This window comes from Candidatus Neomarinimicrobiota bacterium (assembly GCA_041154365.1).
Taxonomy (GTDB): Bacteria; Fidelibacterota; Fidelibacteria; order Fidelibacterales; family Fidelibacteraceae; genus Fidelibacter; species Fidelibacter multiformis.
The window spans coordinates 2,397,794-2,414,981 of the sequence record AP035449.1 but is presented as its reverse complement, the minus strand read 5'-3'; the positions used below and the strand labels follow the sequence as shown (position 1 = coordinate 2,414,981).

Sequence of the window (17,188 nt, the reverse complement as noted above, 5' to 3'; positions counted from 1 at the left end):
CTGTCTGAAGTTAGCGTCGCTTCGCACCTGGAGTTTCAATCAAATCAATCAAACCAATCGAATCAATCCCCCGTGAAATATCCCGGTAAACCGGGTCCCTTTTCACGGGGCAGGCAATCCCCTGTGAAATACACTGCGCTCATTTCACGGGGCAGGCAATCATCTCCTGGAAGTTGGAAGCTGGAATTTGGAAGTTAGCGTCGCTGCGCTCCTGATGTATTAATCAAGTCAATCAAATCAATCGATTTTTTGACTTTCGACTTTCGACTTTCGACTTTCGACTGCCGACTTTCGACTACCGACTGCCGACTGTTAACTGTCTCGTGACTACCTTATACAAACCAACTCTCGATATTTCCTTATTCCCCCATAACACATGTCGTTTCTATCCCGCCCCGAATGTTGTATATGGTTTTAACTTTCAATTTTTTGGGTCCGAGGACTTTTTGCAGGTCCTCGTAAATCCGGTTGGTCATATCTTCCTGGTAGATTCCCACATTTCGGAATGAAACGAAGTAGTATTTCAGGGATTTAAGCTCGATAATTTTATCATTGGGAATATATTCAATGGTCACATGGGCAATGTCCGGCAAGCCACTGTAGGGACATACCGCGCTGAATTCGGGATATTCCAGCGTAATGACCTGATCATTACCTGCATAGGGGATGGGTTCCAGCAGGTCTGTCCGGATTTTCTCAGGTTTTTCAAAGGGCAGGGATAATCCGTCTGCTTTTGCCATAGGTTACTCCTTTTATACAAATTTTCTGACTTTATGCATCTTCTATCATTTCATAAGCCTGATTCCGGCGGACCGGGATAAAACCTTCAGCCCGGATCAGGGCTTCAATTTTTTGGGGGGACATTGAAAATTTAACCCCGGTTGCGGCCACTACATTTTCTTCAATCATGGTTGAACCCAGGTCGTTGCATCCCATATGGAGAGCAAGCTGGCTGATCTGTCCACCCTGAGTGACCCAGCTGGCTTGTATATTCGGGATGTTATCCAGCAGGATACGTGATACGGCCACCATTTTCAGGTATTCAAAGGAAGACGCTTTTTTCCCACCCAGGCGGGTTTTCGCGGGCTGATAAACCCAGGGAATAAAAGCCGTAAAACGGCCCCTGTCCTGCCCACTGCCGGCTTCCGACTGTTGACTGTCCACTGCCAACTGTCGACTACCGACTGTCGACTGATCTTGCAAATCCCGTATTTTCAACAGGTGCTCCAGCCTTTCTTCCAACGTTTCCACGGCTCCGAACATCATGGTAGCCGTTGTAAGAAGTCCCAGCCGGTGGGCCGTTTCCATCACATGAAGCCAGGCATCACTGCTTGCTTTTTTATAGGCATTCATTCGTTTCCGTGCCGGATCGGCCAATATTTCTGCCCCGCCACCGGGAATGGAGTCCAGACCGGCTGCAATCAGTCTTTTCAGGGTTTCTTTTACAGACAGTCCGGATTGCTTTGATAGAAAAAGAATTTCAGGTGGACTGAGTCCGTGAATATGAATCGGATGTTCTTCCTTGATCCAACGGAAGAGATCTTCAAACCATTCCAGGCTTAAGGCGGGATTCAATCCCCCCTGCAATAGGATCTGGATTCCCCCCAAAGTTTTCGTTTCCTCAATCTTTTCCGCCAGTTTTTCACGGGATAAGATATATCCCATATCTGACCCGGGTGGACAGTGAAAGGCACAGAATGCACAACCGGCCGTGCAAACATTGGTATAATTAATATTCCTGTCTACAATGTATGTAACATAGTTATGGGGATGCCAGCGCCGGCGGATCATATCTGCCATGACGGCCAGTAAGGATAGATCCTGACAATGGAGTAGAATGAACCCTTCTTCCCGGCTAATACGTTCACCGGATTCAATTTTTTCAATAAGGGGATATACGTCTGTTTTCAAGAATCTGTCCGCAGGGTTTTGCTCATCATAATCAAATCATCCCGGCGATGCCAGCCCTTTTTTTGATAATAACTTTCCACTTCAGCATTCACTGTTTCAATAAACAGATGGATCTTGACTACCCCCATTCTCCTATATGTATCTTCAAGGACTTTTAAGAGGGCCGAACCAAAGCCACGATTTTGGAACTCAGGAAGGACTGCCAGATGGTGGACATATCCACGTCGGCCGTCAAAAGAACCCAAAACGGTTCCTACGAGAACATCATTTACTTCTGCTATTAAAAATAATTCTGGGTGTTTATCCAGCATCTTGTGCAGTTCCTCACGGGTATCCGAAAGGGAAAGATACAAACCGGCAGCTTCCCAAAGATTTTTTACCGCCTCATAATCAGAAGTCCTGTATGTCCGTATATTCACTCTTTTCATAGCGGAATTTAGAGAAAATCATGGTGAACTAAAATGAATGAGTTGGGTAAAATCAAGGGGAAAATTCTGAAAAATTCCCCAAAAAATCTTGCAAATCGGTGAAAACTCCAATACTTTGAATTAGATGGCCTGCAGCCGAATTTTTTGAGAATCAACATTGAATCTATGGGAACCCATGCTCATCCCGGTGGAAGCCAGGCCTCCTTTGAGAGGAAGGCCGAACCCGGGGGCAGGTACCCACCGTGAAGAACGGATTCATCAAAAATAGATGCTGCAGGCTTTTTTATTTAATGATGAATGAAGAATGATGTATGATGAATTGAATATCAGTGATTAAGCAGACAATCAATCTCCACAGTAAAGTTATCGCATAACTCTGCTCATCAGGGTATATTGAGATACCGATCACCAGATAAACTGCAAAGCTGTTGTATCGAAACGCCATTCTCAATTCTCAATTCTCAATTCTCAATTTCCAATTCTCAATTTCCAATTCTTCAATTAGTTTCATAAATTAACAAATTATTGACAATCAAAAATACAGGATGCACACCAATCTATGAAAGAACTACCCAAATTATATGACCCCAGTCAGGTTGAAGACAAATGGTACCAGACATGGACAGAGAAAAATTATTTTCACTCTGAACCAAATCCGGATAAAAAACCGTATACGGTTATGATTCCTCCACCCAATGTCACCGGGATGCTCACCATGGGTCACGTTTTAAATAATACCCTTCAGGATATACTGGTTCGGAAAGCGCGAATGGAGGGATATGAAACGCTCTGGCTTCCCGGGACAGACCATGCCGGAATTGCAACACAGACTGCCGTGGAAAAAGATTTACGTCGAAAGGGAAAAAGCCGGAAAGAATATTCCCGGGAGGATTTTCTCAAACTTGTGTGGGATTGGAGGAACCGGTACGGTGGCATCATTATCAAACAGTTGAAAAAACTGGGTGTGTCCTGTGACTGGTCACGAGAACGCTTTACCCTGGATGAAGGGCTCTCGAAAGCTGTCCGGGAAGTTTTCGTGCGCCTGTATGAAAAAGGGTACATTTATAAAGGGACCCGCATTGTGAACTGGTGTCCTGTATCACTGACGGCCCTTTCCGACGAAGAAGTGATCTATAAAGAGGTCCACGGTCATCTGTGGCATATCCGTTATCCCCTGAAAGAAGATCCATCCAAAGGGCTTACAATTGCCACAACCCGTCCTGAAACCATGCTGGGAGATTCGGCTGTGGCCGTTCATCCGGATGATAAACGTTATAAGGACTTTATCGGAAAAACACTTATCCTGCCAGTGGCAAACCGTGAAATTCCTGTCATTGCCGATGCGTATGTGGACCGGGAATTTGGAACGGGTGCCCTGAAAATCACACCCTGCCACGATCCCAATGATTATGAAATCGGTCAACGCCATGATCTGCCCTTTATCAATATTTTCCATTCTGATGCGACCCTGAATGAATCTGCCGGGACAGGATATGAAAGTTTAACCCGGGAAGAAGCCCGGAAGAAAATTGTGAAAGAGCTGGAAGCACAAGGTGCTCTCGTCAAAGTGGAAACGTATATTCACAAAGTCGGATATAGTGAACGGGCTGATGTACCCATTGAACCCCGGGTATCGGAACAGTGGTTTGTAAAAATGGAAGAACTGGCAAAACCGGCCCTGAAAGTAGTGAATAATGGAGACATTCAGTTCAGCCCGGATCGCTGGGTGAAAACCTATAATCACTGGCTTGAGAATATTAAGGATTGGTGTATCAGCCGGCAGTTGTGGTGGGGACACCGGATTCCCGTTTTTACCTGCAAAGCCTGTGGCTGGAAAAATGCCCTCCGGGAAGATCCGGACCACTGCCCCAGGTGTGGCTCCGAGAAGATCAAACAGGATGATGACGTGTTAGATACCTGGTTCAGCTCCTGGCTCTGGCCTTTTTCCACCTTGGGATGGCCGGATAAGACAGAGGATCTGAAATATTACTACCCGACTGACGATCTGGTGACCGCCCCGGATATCATCTTTTTCTGGGTGGCCCGCATGATCATGGCCGGACTCGAGTTTATGGGGGATATCCCTTTTAAAAATGTCTACTACACCGGACTCATTCGCGATGCCCAGGGACGGAAAATGAGCAAATCTCTGGGAAATTCTCCCGATCCTCTCGATTTGATTGACCGTTTTGGCGCCGATGCCCTGCGCTTTGGGATTATGCTGATTGCTCCTCAGGGACAGGATATTCTTTTTGACGAAAACCGCATTGAAGTTGGACGGAATTTTATGAATAAACTCTGGAATGCCAGCCGTTTTGTCCTGATGAACCGTCCCCATGATTATGATTTCAAACGCTTTAATCCCCGGAATATGAATCTGGAAACACCGGATCTCTGGATTCTGGGGAAATTGCAGTCTACAATTAAATCAGTGAATAAAAATCTGAAAAAATATCGTTTTAATGATGCGGCGAAAGATATTTACGATTTCACCTGGAGCAATTTTTGCGATTGGTATATTGAACTGATCAAATCCCGTTTTTACGGGGATGACCCTGCCAGAAAAGAGAGTTCCCTTGGAACAGCTGTTTATGTGCTAAGAAACATCCTCAAACTCCTTCACCCCTTTGCACCCTTTATCACTGAGGAAATTTGGCAATCGGTCAAACAGGAGGATGAGCCGGATATCATGGTGAGCAACTGGCCGGAAATCCCTGGAATTCCCGGTGTGGATAAGACAGAAGAGGAAATGCGGCTCTTGATGGATGTGATTACGGCAATCCGGACGATCCGCAGCGAAATGACGGTCCCCCCGTCTAAGAAAGCCGATGTCCTGATTCATGGAGGAAATCCTGACCAGCGGTCTGTCCTGCAGGAAAAAGAGGAATATATCCGTGCCCTGGCGAAAGTTGGAAGCCTGATGATTAAAGAAAATCTTGAAAAACCGAAACTCAGCGCCGCTGCAGTCGTTGAAAATCTTGAAATTTATGTCCCTCTGGCCGGCCTGATCGATGTGGATAAGGAAAAAAACCGTTTGAAAAAAGAGATTGATAACCTGGAAAAACATCTGTCCGGTGTGAGGAAAAAACTGCAAAATCCCAATTTTATCCGAAAAGCTCCGGGAAATGTCGTGCAGTATGAGCGGGATAAAGAAAAATCCATGGAAGATAATCTCTCCCTGCTTAAGGCAAATCTGGCCCGCCTGGACGATTAAGGGTTATGTAATCCCGGATGGAGGTGTCTATGTTTCGTCTGTTGATGATTTTATTATTCCTTTGCTCAACACTCGGGGCGGGTGTCCCTGAAATATTGATTTTACCCAACGCTGGTGCCTGGGTAACTCTCGAAGAGGAGCCCACAGAGATTCATGAAAGACTCTATTTACCTACCTATGGAATGAATGTACGGCCCGGTACTGTATGGAAATCAGGGAAACCGGAAGGTTTACTCCGTTTTTCTTATCCCCGGTTCGGTTTATTTGAACTTGAAGAAGGAACAGATATCCATCTGGTTCTGAAAGAAAGTCTGGATATCCGGGGGCGGTTTCTGAAATTCAAGGACAATACACTCTATGTCGGGAAAGACGATGGAATCCTTTTGATTGATCCGTCCAACATCCTCTATTATGAAATCTCCGAGCTTCCTATCGATAAAACCCTGGAATTTTTTCCGCCGCCTCTCTCTTCAAAAAAACGGATTGTACCCGTGCATTACGGTTTTCAAACGGGTGATTTTGCCTGGTCTGCTGAATATGAACTTCGATGGATAAATGACGAGAAAGCCGTTTTTTCACCCTGGTTCCGGCTGACCAACCGGGGAAGCGGAACCCTGATGAATGCAAAAGTTACCCTATTGGCCGGTGATGTGAAAACCGGGCAGGTGGTACGGGAAGACATGATGATGAGAGCTCCCAAGGGAATGGGCATGAATTATGCCGCCGAGTCAGCTTCAGCTGCCGAAGCACCGCAAAGTTCAGGGGATAATTATATTTTCAAACTCAAAGACTTTGTGACCTTTCTTCCGCGAACCGATTTCAGGGAAGCGCTGGCTGAACCAGTAGAACTGACACCTGAAAAAGTGTATATCGTAACCGGCAATTCCTTTTCTTCCTCAGGATCGATACCACTCCATGCCGATTTGGAATTAACCCTGAATATGAAAAAAACAGGTAAGAACGACCTTATCCTTCCCGAAGGAATACTCCGGATTTTTGATGAAAAAGGTGTTTTCGCCGGCGAAGTTTCAGTCCCCAATACGCCTGCCGGTGAACCGTTGACCGTATCACCGGGGAAATCCTTTGATCTGGTGTATGAAAGAATCATCCTGGATTATCAACGGGAAAGAGAAACGGCGGAAGGCCGTATCCGCTATGAGATCCGCAATCAAAGTGATAAAACACTCCCTGTAATTCTCCGGGATCGCTGGCATGGAAACTGGACGGTGAAAAACACAAGCCATAAAACGGAGAAAAAATCCGCTACGGAACTGGAAATTCCCCTGTCATTGAAGGGGGGGGGATCCGTGACGGTTGAATATACCTGTTATGTCAGTTACCGGTAAGGAGCCGTGCACCCCTTTTTAGATCAGAATGTAGGAAAAGTCCCTTATATAGGTCGTGCCCGGGAAACGATTCTTAATGATATGGGTATTGCGACCGTTGAAGACTTGTTAACCTATTTTCCGCGCCGTTATCTGGACAGAACCACCATCAAAAGCATTGGGAATTTGGTAACCGGAGAAGAATGCACGGTGGTGGGTGAAGTGGTGAATAGTGTTCTCCAGCAACACCGGCGCCGGAAAATCCTTCATGTAACACTCCGGGATGCCACGGGCTATATGACCCTGAACTGGTTTCAGGGACACCAATGGATTCAGAAAGTCCTCAAACCGGGTGAGACGATATCAGTCAGTGGAAAAGTGGATTTTTTCCGCGGCCATACCATGACCCATCCGGATTTTGATTTTGTGGATCGTGATCAGCTGAACACAGGAATGCTGGTACCGGTTTATCCTCTGACTCAGGAACTTCGAAAACGCGGACTCAATTCCCGGGTCTTCCGAAGAATTTTCAACCGCCTCTTTAATCAATGTCCACCCCAGTTACCGGATCCCCTGCCCGACGATGTGCTTCATCAAATCCGGATTTTACCCTACCGGGATGCCCTGTATCAAATGCATTTTCCTGATGATGAAGCATCGTTGAAAAAGGGGTGGTTCCGCTTCAAGTTCCAGGAATTGTTCATGCTTCAACTGCTCCTGGCCATCAAGAAAAAAACCATTCGGGAGCAAAAAAGTCCCTATGTGTGTTCACATGCCGGTGATTTGATTCACAAACTTTATCACTCCCTTCCCTTTGATTTGACGAATGCGCAAAAAAGGGTCATCCGGGAAATTTATGAGGATTTACGTTCCGGTCACATCATGAACCGTCTGCTTCAGGGAGACGTAGGCAGCGGGAAAACGTTGGTTGCAGCCGCAGCCGCAGCCATTATGATAGATAATGGTTATCAAAGCGCTATCATGGCTCCTACGGAAATTCTGGCCAATCAGCATTACATCAATTTCAACCAGCTGTTTATGCCATTAAATATTCCGGTTGCTTTGCTGACAGGACGTCTGGGTGCGGCACAAAAACGTGAAAGCCTGACCCATGTTGCCAACGGACAGACTCCCATTGTCATTGGAACCCATGCGTTGATTCAGGAGGGGGTAACATTCAGTAAACTGGGTTTTGTTGTAGTGGATGAACAACATCGATTTGGAGTGGATCAGCGGGGACTACTGATAAAAAAGGGGATGAATCCACATGTCCTGTCCATGACGGCAACACCCATCCCCCGGACCCTTTCACTCTCTCTCTACGGGGATATGGATGTATCCATCCTCGATGAAATGCCGCCGGGCCGTAAAACAGTCCGGACACGCGTGGTTACTCCTGGCGGATTGGCACTAGCCTATGATTTTATCCGGAAGGAAGTTCGAAAGGGCCGCCAGATTTACGTAGTGTATCCCCTGATCAGCGAAAGTGAAAAAATGGATCTGAAAGCGGCAGAAGCCGGGTATGAGGAATTGCGGGATGAGATTTTTCCCGATTTGAAAGTCGCTCTTTTGCACGGAAGAACTCCTTCCCGGGAAAAAGAAGCGGTGATGCAGGATTTTAAGGGCGGGAAAATCCATATACTGGTTTCTACGACAGTGATTGAAGTCGGCGTGGATGTCCCCAATGCAAGCATCATGATGATTGAAAATGCCGAACGGTTCGGACTCACCCAGCTTCATCAACTCCGTGGACGGGTAGGACGTGGTGCCGAGCAAAGTTATTGTTTATTGGTAAACCGGAAAAATACCGAACAGGGTAATACCCGCCTGCGTATTCTGGAAAAAAGTTCCGACGGTTTCGAAATTGCCGAAGCGGATTTACAGCTACGAGGCCCCGGAGAGTTTTTCAGCACCCGGCAGCATGGGGATTCCGGACTCAAGATAGCCGACCTTGTCAGTGATATGCCAATTATGATCAAAGCACGGAAAGAAGCCTTTAAACTGGTTGAAAAAGATCCCCAGATCCTTTTGCCGCGCCATAGAAACCTCCTGGATTTCTTTTTGAAACATTATCGGGATAAATTAGATTATGCCACCATTGGCTAATGCTCTTCGAAAACAGAAAAGGAACCATTGTGATTGGCAGATCTATAAGGATATACTTTTTAATGCCTTTGATATAAAAACAGGAAAGGACTCATGACAAAAGATAAGATGAAATTCTGGTTGGGACTGATTGCCCTTCTCGGATCGTTTGTAGTGTATTTCAGAACCATGGCTCCCACACTATCATTCTGGGATTGCGGGGAGTTCATTGCAACATCCTATATTATGGGTGTCCCTCATCCTCCGGGGAGTCCGATTTTTCTTATTTTAGGACGTTTCTTTACATTGATTCCACTGAATCCCGATATTGGATGGCGGATGAATCTGATGTCTCCCATTGCCTCTGCCGGTGCCGTTCTTCTCCTGTATTTGATTATCATTCAATTCAGCCATTTTTTTACAACAAAAGATCAGAACGGAAACAAACAGTGGATGGTCTATCTCAGTGCCTTCATCGGTGCCATGACATTTGCATTTACAACCAGCCATTGGTTCAATGCCGTGGAAGCCGAGGTCTATGCCATGAGTACTTTCTTTACGGCAATTGTTGTCTGGCTGGTTCTTAAGTGGCATGAAGCCGATGAACACCATGTCCATGGTGAGCGGTATCTGATTCTTATTGCCTACCTTATCGGACTTGCCATCGGTGTACACATGCTGAATCTTTTGGCACTCCCCTTTATCGCGCTGATTATCTATTTCCGCTATAAAGAATTCAAATGGGGGCCACTGATCCTTCTGGCTGCCGTAACTGGACTTTATTTTGTGATTATCAATACGGGTATTATCCGGGGGACGGCCCGTCTGGCCCTGCTCATGGGTATCAATCCCGCCGCGATCTCATTTCCCCTGGCCATCGCCGTTATTCTCCTGATTATTTTTATGGCTTATCTGGTGATGAAATCTCTTCTGAAAAATTATGCCCCTGCCTGGAAATGGACCCAGATCGCCCTCATTGGCCTGGCACTGATTACCATTGGATACTCTTCCTATGAAACGATTTTTATCCGTTCCCTGAAAAATCCCAATATTGATGAAAACGATCCCGAATCGGTCCGTCAGGCAGTTGCTTATCTGGAACGGGAACAGTATGGAGATATTACGTCTGACCGCTCAGCCCGATGGCGGGAATCTCCAAACCGGAATCAGTACGCCGGTCCCTGGGACTTTTTCTGGAAATACCAGGTGAAAAAAATGTATGTCCGGTATTTCAACTGGCAGTTTATCGGGCGGACCGGTGATCAGCTGGATCCTTCAAAATTATGGGGGATTCCTTTTCTTGTGGGATGGTTTGGCATGTTTTACCACTTTATGCGGGACCGGAACAGGGCCTTGTCGGTTCTGGCCCTCTTTTTCATGACCGGCCTGGCCATCGTGATCTATCTGAATCAGCCCGACCCACAGCCCCGCGAAAGGGATTATTCCTATGTGGGATCCTTCTTTGCCTTCTCTATCTGGATCGGCCTGGGTGTTTACGGTATACTCAACTGGGTGGACAGGCTGAAAAACAAAAAAGTCAAATCCTGGCTGGTGCCGGCCACCGCTGTGGTGCTTCTGCTGGTGCTTCCGGTGAATATGCTCCGGGCCAATTATAAGGAACATAACCGCCATGGCAATTATGTGGCATCGGATTATGCCTATAACTTGCTGAATTCCGTTGCACCCAACGGCATCATTTTTACCAATGGCGATAACGATACCTTTCCCCTCTGGTATATGCAGGAGGTAGAAAAGGTCCGCACAGATGTCAGGGTTGTCAATTTGAGTCTTTTAAATACCCCATGGTACATTCTCCAGCTCAAACACAATGAACCCAAATTGGACATTCCACTGCCGGATGAGCAGATTGAACAGATGACAGTCATCCCCTGGAAATCCCGGGAAATGTCTATTGAAGTCCCCAAGGAATTGAATCCCAAAGGGGAAATCACCTGGCGTATGGATCCGGGTTACCGGGATATGGGACTCAGGGTACAGGATCAGATGATTTATATTTTGGCCCGGGCGGCTGCCTGGGAACGACCGGTTTATTTTGCCGTCACGGTTCCTGATGATAACCGTATCGGCCTTGGAGAGTATCTCTCCATGGAAGGACTCGCAATGCGTTTGCATCCGAAAAAAGTCTCCCACGTGGATCCGGACAAGATCTATGAAAACTTTACCCAAACATACCGGTTCAGAAATCTTGCCAATCCCGATGTGTTCCTGAACAACAACATCAAGCGGTTAATGCAGAATTACAGGACCTGTGCCATGCAGGCCGTGATGGCTTTTCTTGAAGAGGGGGAAAAGGAAAAAGCCGGGTATCTCCTGGATTTTCTCGAGGAAAAAATCCCGGAAGAAAATATCCCCATCTATCATCCTGAACTCATGCTTCAGATGGGAAGACTCTATCTGGAAACCGGTGATACGTCTGAAATGCTGGAACGGGTGGAACGCTATGTGAGCCGGGAAAATCTGGGTTATAACGAGTATTTCAATGCTGCACAGGTTTACTATATGGATTTGCAGGATTACGAAAAAGCCGCGTCCGTCATGGAAAATGCCTATCTGCTCCGTCCCCGGGATGCCAGAACCGTGGGGATGCTTGCGCTGATTTACCGGGAAGCCGGAAAATTTGACCAAGCCCTGGAATTGCTGGATCGTTGGCTGAGCGATGTGGCTCCTGGAGATCCCAATGCCCTTCAGATGAAAGAACAGATTCTTAAACTAAAAGAAGAACAAACCCAACAGGAATAAACAAGCAGGGGGCCAAAGCCCCCTTTTTTTCTATGATCAAAGTCAGTATCATTATTCCCCATTATAATGGCCGGGATATTCTTAAAGAATGTCTGGACTCGCTGAAACAGTCCACCTATCCCCATGTTGAGATTCTTTTGGTAGATAACGGGTCCACCGATGATAGTCTCGAGATGGTTGAAAAAGAACATCCCCAGGTACAAATCATCCGGAATCAGAAGAACCTGGGTTATGCCGGGGGATGCAATGTGGGCGTGACTCATGCACAAGGGGAATATCTTTTAATTTTAAATAATGACACCATTCACAAACCAACCTGGATTGAAGCAATGGTTGAATGGTTGGATACCCATCCCCGTACAGCCACGGTGATGCCCAAAATTCTTTCCTACAGTCAACGGGACCGCTTTGACTATTCAGGTGCAGCTGGTGGTTTTCTGGACTACTACGGCTATCCCTTTGCCAGAGGCAGACTTTTTGATTACCTGGAGACCGATCAGGGGCAATACGATACACCCATGGAAATATTCTGGTCCAGTGGAACTGCTTTCATGGTTCGGAAAAAAGCATTGGACGAGAGCGGACTGTTTGATGAAACCTTTTTTGCCCACATGGAAGAAATTGATCTGCATTGGCGTTTTCATTTGCTGGGGTGGTCCGCCTATTGCATTCCTGATTCGGTTATCTGGCACCATTCGGGATGGACCCTGCCTCCCGACTCCTACCGCAAAAAATACCTGAATCACCGGAACAATCTGATCATGCTTCTGGCCAATTATTCAGTCCTTTCACTGTTATGGATCGCACCCCTCCGTTTCGTTCTGGATTGTCTGTCGGGAGGATTTGCCCTGATCAAGGGAGATTTCAAACGGGTTGCCGCCCTGTTTGCCGCTTATATCTGGCTTTTATGCCATCTGCCTTACCTGGTAAAAAAACACCGGAAGCATCAATGCATGCGTAAAGTCAGTGATGTTCAGATTCAAAATAAAATGGTTCCATTTCCCATCCCTCTCAAGGTTTACATTTTTGGAAAAAAAACATTTTCCGAAATCATAAAAACAAAGAATTCTCCTTTGTAACCGGCTTCACTTGTAAAAAATAAAATAAAATTGTATAATGATATAAATGAATCATGAATAACAGTGATTGAATGATGGCCACGATGAAAAATCGCATATACTATATAAGCCGAAGTCTGCGGACTTACTGGAAATATTATTTGTTGCAAACTCTTTTATCTGTATCCGTTCTTTTTATCATCCTTTTGCTTTTAACATCGCGGGACATGGTTGTGATTGCTTCTATTGGTGCCACATCCTTCATTGTATATGCCATGCCCCATGCAAAGTCTGCCATGGCCAGAGCGGTATTGCCAAGTTATGTTGCCGGGCTTGTTTTTGGATCGCTCTTTGGTCTGATTCCAGTTCATAATGTCATATTATTAGCCTTGGTGTATTCCATGTCGGTGGGATGTACTATCTTTTTCATGCTGGCCACTGACGCGAAACATCCGCCGGCAGCCAGTGTCGCCCTGGGTGTTGCTCTGACAGGATTTCAATGGGAAGTTACCATCGCTGTCCTGGGGAGTGCCGTGATCCTCTCCATAGCTCACCATTTCAGCAAGCATTTACTCCTGGATTTTTCCGGTTTCGACACCTCGGGGAGAGAATCCACCCGCAAACATGAGAATCGTTCTCAAAATCCCCGGTAAAAACGAGAAAAAAATCACGATTTAAGGTTTTTAATCGAGAAAAAAAGGATTATTTCTTGGGTAATTATTGAGGGAATAATACATTCTTGTGCTGATAATTCTCAAGTATTAAACACATAAAATTGAAGTGAAGAAAGGGATGGATTCATGCAAGGATCGGAAAACATTGTCCGGAAAGCCGTCAGGAAATACGGCAAGGGCCGTGAGAACCTTCTGCCTATTCTTCAGATGGTACGGAAAGAGCACAATTACCTGTCTGAAGATCAGTTGCGCGAGATTGCCACGGAGATGGATCTCTCATCGGCCGATGTATATGGGGTGGCGACATTTTATTCCTTTATGGATATGCAGCCCAAAGGGAAGAACATTATTCGAATTTGTAAAACCATTACCTGTTTCATGAAGGGTAAAGATTCGATTGTCTCTGCTTTGGAAGACGCCCTGGGCATCAAGATGGGTGAAACAACACCAGACCGTAAATTCAGTCTTCTGGAAGCAAACTGCATCGGCTGGTGCCACAAAGGACCTGCTATGCTGATCAACGACAAGGTGTATACAGAGTTAACCCCTGAAAAAGCCGTTCAGGCTTTAGATGAATACATGTAAGGAGACGACCATGGTCATGACACGTGAAGAAAAACTGGCCAGGATCAATGCCCATCAGGAGCGGGTTAATCTGATTTTTGAGAAGATTGACTCGCTGGGACTTTTGGGAAAGGTCATGAAGCTGGAAAACAGCAAGATTTTGGAATATATCAAAGAATCCGGTCTGAAAGGCCGGGGTGGTGCCGGTTTTCCCACCTACCTGAAGTGGAAACTGGCGGCAGATCAGAAAAGTGACATGAAGTATGTGATTTGTAATGCCGATGAAGGAGAACCGGGGACATTCAAAGACCGGAAAATCCTGGAAGAGCAGGCCGACAAGGTTTTTGCCGGAATGGCAATTTGCGCCAAGGTCATCGGAGCCCCTGAAGGGTATGTCTATTTACGGGGCGAATACAATTATCTGGTCCCATTGCTGACAACAAAGATGAATGCCTTTAATGATGAGATGAATAAGCTGGGACTCAATTTTACTCTGAAGCTTCGGAGCGGTAGCGGTGCCTACATCTGTGGCGAGGAAACAGCCCTGATTGAATCCATGGAAGGGTACCGGGGAGAAGCCCGGAACAAACCGCCTTATCCAGTGGAAAAAGGATATTTGGGCAAGCCCACCGTGATTAACAATGTGGAAACCCTGGTTTATTGTACGATGATTGTCCTGAATGAAGGGGGAAAATTCAAGACCTTCGGGACGGAAATCTCCGCAGGATCCAAGGTATTTTCCGTATCCGGTGATGCCGATGTGGAAGGGATTTACGAACTTGAACTGGGCATGACCATTCAGGAATTTGTGGATCTGTTCGGAGACGGAGATACCAAGGCTGTTCAGGTTGGAGGTGCTTCCGGTTTTTGTGTCCCCCGGAAGAAGTTTAAAGAGACGATTATCGGCTTTGAAGGAGTCCCCACCGGTGGATCCATGATGCTTTTCAACAGTACCCGTTCCATGTATCATATTCTGATGAATTACATGGAATTCATGCAGGAAGAATCCTGTGGTCAGTGCACTCCCTGCCGTGTAGGATGCCAGCAATTGGTGAAAGGAATCCAGGCGATCAAGCATAAAAAGCGTCCTGCCACCTATCTGGATGACCTGGTTAAACTGGCTAAATCCATGCGGGTCGCGTCGAAATGCGGGCTTGGTCAGAGTGTCGCCAATCCTTTTATTTCGATTGTCGAAAATTTTCGTGAAGAAATTATCTATTAATCCCGGAGGAATCCATGAGTGAAAATAAACAAAAAATGATTTCTGTAACCATCGATGGGACCCCGGTAACCGTACCGGAGAACACCACGATCCTGGATGCAGCAAAATTGCTGGGTGTGCACATTCCAACACTTTGTCACCATGAAGATCTCTGTGTTGCAGGGAACTGCCGGGTCTGTATGGTGGAAGTTAAAGGGTCACGGACTCTGCAGGCATCCTGTGCCACACCGGCGTCTGACGGGATGGAAATTTATACCAACAGCCGCCTGGTCCGGACAGCCCGGAAGCACGTCATAGAATTATTGCTGAGTGAACACCGGGGAGACTGCCTGCGTTGTTACCGTAACGGGAATTGTGAATTGCAGGCCCTGGCCAATGAATACCGGATCGATCAGGGCGTTTTTATTGATCTTCATAAAGAGGATCAGGTGGATATTTCATCGCCGGCGATTCAGAAAGATGACAGTAAATGTATCCGTTGTCAACGCTGTGTCAGAGCCTGTACCGAACTTCAGTCTGTCAGTGCCCTCTGTGTTGCCCATAAAGGGGCGGATATGCGTATTACCACTTTCTGGGATAAAGCCCTGGCCTATGTGGTGTGTACCAATTGCGGCCAGTGTGTGACCCATTGTCCCACAGGGGCCCTTACGGAACGGAATTATGTGGAAGATGTTTGGGATGCTATTTATGATCCCACCAAGCATGTCGTTGTCCAAACTGCACCGGCGATCCGGGTCTCTATAGGTGAAGAAGTGGGACTTGAGCCTGGACAGCGTGTGACCAAACGACTGGTGACAGCTTTACGTCGTCTTGGTTTTGATAGTGTGCTGGATACGGATTTCACAGCCGATTTGACAATTATTGAAGAAGGAAATGAATTGCTCCATCGGCTGACCAAAGCGGTTCGGGATAAAGAAGATGTGGCTTTGCCCATGATCACGTCCTGTTCACCCGGCTGGATCAAATATATCGAACATGAATTCAGCAACCATCTGGACCATCTTTCCACGTGTAAATCACCCCAGCAGATGTTCGGTCCCCTGGCAAAAACCTACTATGCTGAAAAAATCGGTGTGGATCCGAAAGATATGGTGGTTGTATCCATTATGCCCTGTACAGCCAAGAAATTTGAAGCAGCCCGGCCCGAGATGATGGCCAGCGGCCTCAGAGATGTGGATTATGTGTTGACTACCCGTGAACTGGGACTCATGATCCGTCAGGCAGGTATTGATTTTACGAAGCTTGAAGAAGGGGATTATGATTCCATTCTGGGGAAATCCACAGGAGCCGGTGCAATTTTTGGTGCAACCGGCGGTGTGATGGAAGCAGCACTACGTACCGCGTATGAACTCATTACCGGACGGGAAATTCCGTTCGAAAACCTGAATATCAAACCGGTTCGCGGCCTGAGTGGCGTGAAAGAAGCTACCCTGAAAATAGAAGGGACTCTTGAAAAATATAAGTTCCTGGAAGGGGTTGAGCTGAAAGTCGCCATTGGTCATGGGCTGGCTAATGCCCGGAAAATCATGAAACAACTGGAAAGCGGTGAATCTCCCTACCACTTCATCGAAATTATGGCCTGCCCCGGCGGTTGTATCGGCGGTGGAGGACAACCCATTCCCACGACCGATGAAATCCGGACGAAACGGGCAAACGCCATCTATGATGAAGATGAGAAAATGCAATACCGGAAATCTCATGATAACCCTGAAATCATTGAGATCTATGAAGATTTTCTGAAAGAACCCTTAGGTCATAAATCTCATGAACTTTTACATACTTCATACGTAAAAAGAGAAAAGAACTAAATATTTTCCCATCCCCCAACCCCAGAACGAGGGCCGGGCAACCGGCCCTCGTTCACTATCCGGACATTTTTTTTGACGTTCCTTTGTGCTATGGAATCCGAAATTTTTCCAAGAGAATGTAAAGGGTTCCGCTTTTATT

General features: G+C 46.5%; 12 protein-coding genes. 9 read left to right on the top strand and 3 right to left on the bottom strand.

Features of this window, described 5'->3' with window-relative positions:
• Window positions 1-359: 359 nt before the first annotated feature.
• The 3 genes from queF to strainIA91_RS10290 are packed head-to-tail and all read right to left on the bottom strand — an operon-like array spanning window position 360 to window position 2,339.
• Entirely contained in the window at window positions 360-740 is a 381-nt protein-coding gene (queF, locus tag strainIA91_RS10300) for a preQ(1) synthase (RefSeq protein ID WP_400166695.1), read from the bottom strand.
• Between the two features lie 31 nt (window positions 741-771).
• Entirely contained in the window at window positions 772-1,911 is a 1,140-nt protein-coding gene (mqnC, locus tag strainIA91_RS10295) for a cyclic dehypoxanthinyl futalosine synthase (protein WP_400166694.1), read from the bottom strand.
• A complete protein-coding gene (locus strainIA91_RS10290) occupies window positions 1,908-2,339 on the bottom strand; it encodes a GNAT family N-acetyltransferase (protein WP_400166693.1) in 432 nt (143 codons plus the stop codon). The genes mqnC and strainIA91_RS10290 overlap by 4 nt, the downstream gene beginning before the upstream one ends.
• A gap of 559 nt (window positions 2,340-2,898) precedes the next feature.
• Between strainIA91_RS10290 and strainIA91_RS10285 the strand changes: the two genes are divergently transcribed.
• The 9 genes from strainIA91_RS10285 (at window position 2,899) to strainIA91_RS10245 (ending at window position 17,049) form a co-directional block, all read left to right on the top strand.
• On the top strand, window positions 2,899-5,553 hold the full coding sequence (locus strainIA91_RS10285; RefSeq protein WP_400166692.1) for a valine--tRNA ligase: 2,655 nt from the start codon (window positions 2,899-2,901) through the stop codon (window positions 5,551-5,553).
• Between the two features lie 29 nt (window positions 5,554-5,582).
• The gene (locus strainIA91_RS10280; RefSeq protein WP_400166691.1) at window positions 5,583-6,899 is read left to right on the top strand and encodes a hypothetical protein; all 1,317 of its coding nucleotides are present in this window, start codon (window positions 5,583-5,585) and stop codon (window positions 6,897-6,899) included.
• A gap of 6 nt (window positions 6,900-6,905) precedes the next feature.
• Complete coding sequence (gene recG, locus strainIA91_RS10275) at window positions 6,906-8,984, top strand: ATP-dependent DNA helicase RecG (RefSeq protein ID WP_400166690.1); 2,079 nt, start codon at window positions 6,906-6,908, stop codon at window positions 8,982-8,984.
• 93 nt (window positions 8,985-9,077) lie between these two features.
• Entirely contained in the window at window positions 9,078-11,723 is a 2,646-nt protein-coding gene (locus strainIA91_RS10270) for a protein O-mannosyl-transferase family (RefSeq protein ID WP_400166689.1), read from the top strand.
• Between the two features lie 32 nt (window positions 11,724-11,755).
• Window positions 11,756-12,802 carry a glycosyltransferase family 2 protein gene (locus strainIA91_RS10265; RefSeq protein WP_400166688.1) on the top strand — a complete coding sequence of 349 codons (1,047 nt, stop codon included), beginning with the start codon at window positions 11,756-11,758 and terminating at the stop codon, window positions 12,800-12,802.
• An 83-nt stretch (window positions 12,803-12,885) separates the two neighbouring features.
• Window positions 12,886-13,434 carry an HPP family protein gene (locus strainIA91_RS10260; protein ID WP_400166687.1) on the top strand — a complete coding sequence of 183 codons (549 nt, stop codon included), beginning with the start codon at window positions 12,886-12,888 and terminating at the stop codon, window positions 13,432-13,434.
• A gap of 147 nt (window positions 13,435-13,581) precedes the next feature.
• Complete coding sequence (nuoE, locus tag strainIA91_RS10255) at window positions 13,582-14,040, top strand: NADH-quinone oxidoreductase subunit NuoE (RefSeq protein WP_400166686.1); 459 nt, start codon at window positions 13,582-13,584, stop codon at window positions 14,038-14,040.
• A gap of 10 nt (window positions 14,041-14,050) precedes the next feature.
• Entirely contained in the window at window positions 14,051-15,241 is a 1,191-nt protein-coding gene (locus tag strainIA91_RS10250) for an NADH-ubiquinone oxidoreductase-F iron-sulfur binding region domain-containing protein (RefSeq protein ID WP_400166685.1), read from the top strand.
• Window positions 15,242-15,255: 14 nt separating this feature from the next.
• A complete protein-coding gene (locus strainIA91_RS10245; RefSeq protein ID WP_400166684.1) occupies window positions 15,256-17,049 on the top strand; it encodes an NADH-dependent [FeFe] hydrogenase, group A6 in 1,794 nt (597 codons plus the stop codon).
• Window positions 17,050-17,188: the final 139 nt, after the last annotated feature.